Here is a 2,701-nt window from a genome sequence, read left to right as displayed (position 1 = left end):
GAAAGGAACCCTGCAGACGCAGGACCTCCTCGGGCGTGTAATCACGGGTGATGCCCAGCCAGCGGGGATTCTCGTCCCAGTCCTGCTGAATTTCCTGGGCAGTGCGCTGATTGCTGTTCATGGGGTTCATAACGGTCTCCTTCGTCCGTGCGATACGACGGCTGTTCGTTGAACTTCCGCCGCTCTGTGCCTTGTGATTACTACTTTGGTGGATTTTCAGCGGGCTGCACCCAGAAGTTTGGGTGAAGAAACGCGGTTCTTCACGTTCTGCCATCTTTTTCGTAAGCTCGTGCCATGGCACCTCGTTCGACGACGCCGCGGAGCCACCGCACCCGCGCCAGCGCACCGTCCGTTCCGCCCGCCGGTTTCGCCGTCGACGGTGATCCCGCCGACCCCATCGCCGTGGGCAGGCGGATCCGCTATCGCCGCAAAAGGCTCCGGGTGACCCTCGGGCAGCTGGCCGATCAGGTGGGCATGGCGGCGTCGGCGTTGTCCTTGATCGAGAACGGCAAACGGGAACCCAAACTCTCCACGCTCGCGGCGATCGCCAAGGCGCTGGACACCACGGTCGAGCAACTCATTGGCGCCAAGGCGCCGTCCAAGCGCATGGAGCTGGAGATCGAGGTGGAGCGCGTGCAGCGCGGGCCCATGTACTCGTCGCTGGGGCTGCCGTCCGTGCGGGTGGGGCCGGGCCTGAGCACCGAGGCGCTCGAGGCCATCGTGGCCTTGCAGCGGCAACTCGCCCACCGGTTGGATGAGCAGGCGGCCACCCCTGAAGAGGCTCGGCGCGCCAACACGGAGCTGCGGGCCAGGATGCAGAAACTCGACAACTATTTCGAACGCATCGAGACGATGGCCGGGGAGCTGCTGGGGGCCATCGGCCACGGCGGTGGGCCACTGTCCGAGCACCACATCTCATCGCTGGTCTCCCACGTGGGGTTCGAGATCCACCAGGTTCCGGATCTGCCCCACTCCACGCGCTCGGTGACGGACCTGCAGAACAAACGCTTCTACCTCCCGGCCCGCTCCGGTATCGGTTCCACGTGGTCGGTGTTGCTGCAGGCCGTGGGGCATTTGCTGCTCGAGCATTCGCGGCCGTCCAGCTACGGTGAGTTCCTGGAACAGCGGGTGGAAACCAATTATTTCGCGGCGGCGCTGATGATCCCTGAGACCTCGGCCGTGAGCATGCTTGCGGAGTCCAAGGCCCGCCGGGAGCTGTCCGTGGATGACCTGCGCGACGCCTTCGCCGTGTCCCACGAGACCGCAGCGCACCGCATGACCAACTTGATGACCCATCATTTCGGGATCCCCACGCACTTCGAGAAGGTGCATTCGTCCGGGATCATCCACAAGGCCTGGTCCAATGACGGCATCCTGTTTCCCACCGACCACACCGGGGCCGTGGAGGGCCAGCGGGCGTGCCGGTATTTTTCCGCCCGCCAGGCGTTCTCCGCGACCAACCGGCTGTTGACGCACTTCCAGTACACGGACACCCCCGCCGGAACCTTCTGGTGCTCGGCGCGTGTGGAGGGCTCCGTGGACGGCGAATTCTCCATCGCGTTCGGGGTGCCCTACGAACACGTCAAGTGGTTCCGCGGCCGGGACACGGACGTGCGCAAGACGTCGGAGTGCCCGGATCCCACGTGCTGTGAGCGGCCGCCTGAGTCGCTCGCGCGCACGTGGGAAGGTCAGTCCTGGCCTTCCGCCCGGCCCGCCTCACACATGCTCGCCGCCATGCCCGCCGGGGCCTTCCCGGGGGTGGACGAAACCGAGGTCTACCGCTTCCTCCAGCGCCACCGGCCCGCACCCACCGTTGATCCGGACGGCGACCTCACGTAATCTCCAACACAATCCCGCCGACGACGCCGCTCACGCGCCCCGGCGCCGAGGCCCGAGTTTTCGGGGCCGGCGGCACCCGCGAGCCGAGCGCCGTCGGCGTCCCGAGTTTCACGAACACCCTTGTGCCTAACGAAAGGCAACCCATGACCTTCGCGACCGCTGACCTGTACGACGAGCACGGTGAGGACCTGCAGTCCGTGACCACCCAGATGATTTCCGTGGGCGGTGTGCACCGGTTCACCGGGCCGATCCGTACCGTGCGGTGTTTCGAATCCAACGTGGAGGTCAAGAAGCTCGTGGCCACTCCGGGCGAGGGTGCCGTGCTGATCGTGGACGGTCAAGGATCCATGAATCGCGCGTTGCTGGGCGACAACGTGGCCCGCACGGCCATGGAGAACGGCTGGGCCGGGGTGATCGTCAACGCACCGGTGCGCGACCGAGTGGAACTGGGCACGTTGCAGATCGGCATCAAGGCACTGGGCACCAACCCGCGTAAGTCGGAGCCCAATGACACGGGCGAGACGGACGTGATCGTGAACTTCGGTGGTGTGAGCTTCCGCCCCGGGAAGACCGTGTGGGCCGATGAGGACGGGATCCTGGTGGAGCGGTGAGTCTGCCCGTCCCAGGGACCGAGGATCTCAGGACTGTGGCCCCACTTCGCATGAAGTGGGTTCACAGCCCTTTTCGGGGCGGTTTGTCATTGCAACACCTCGTGCCGCAATCGTGATGAGCTGCGCCGTGCGCTCGACAGCCGGCCGAGCGGCGTCGTCGTACTCAATAAACCGCGCGTGAGGACGACCGGCGAAAGCTACGAGTAGTCGTAGAATCCCTTGCCGGACTTCTTGCCCAGCTCGCCGCGCTC

2 protein-coding genes are annotated in these 2,701 nt (G+C 65.5%); both read left to right on the top strand.

All coding sequences use genetic code 11. The annotated features are described in order from the left end of the window. The first annotated feature begins 294 nt into the window (after positions 1-294). Positions 295-1,839 (top strand): helix-turn-helix domain-containing protein, encoded by a 1,545-nt coding sequence (locus Q4E95_RS12520; RefSeq protein ID WP_303383618.1) that lies wholly within the window; start codon positions 295-297, stop codon positions 1,837-1,839. Between the two features lie 143 nt (positions 1,840-1,982). Further along, positions 1,983-2,450 (top strand): ribonuclease E activity regulator RraA, encoded by a 468-nt coding sequence (gene rraA, locus Q4E95_RS12515; RefSeq protein ID WP_303383617.1) that lies wholly within the window; start codon positions 1,983-1,985, stop codon positions 2,448-2,450. The last annotated feature ends 251 nt before the right edge of the window (positions 2,451-2,701 follow it).

It is taken from the genome of Kocuria sp., from assembly GCF_030536815.1.
GTDB classification, from domain to species: Bacteria; Actinomycetota; Actinomycetes; order Actinomycetales; family Micrococcaceae; genus Kocuria; species Kocuria gwangalliensis.
This window is presented reverse-complemented; position numbering and strand designations above follow the sequence as displayed.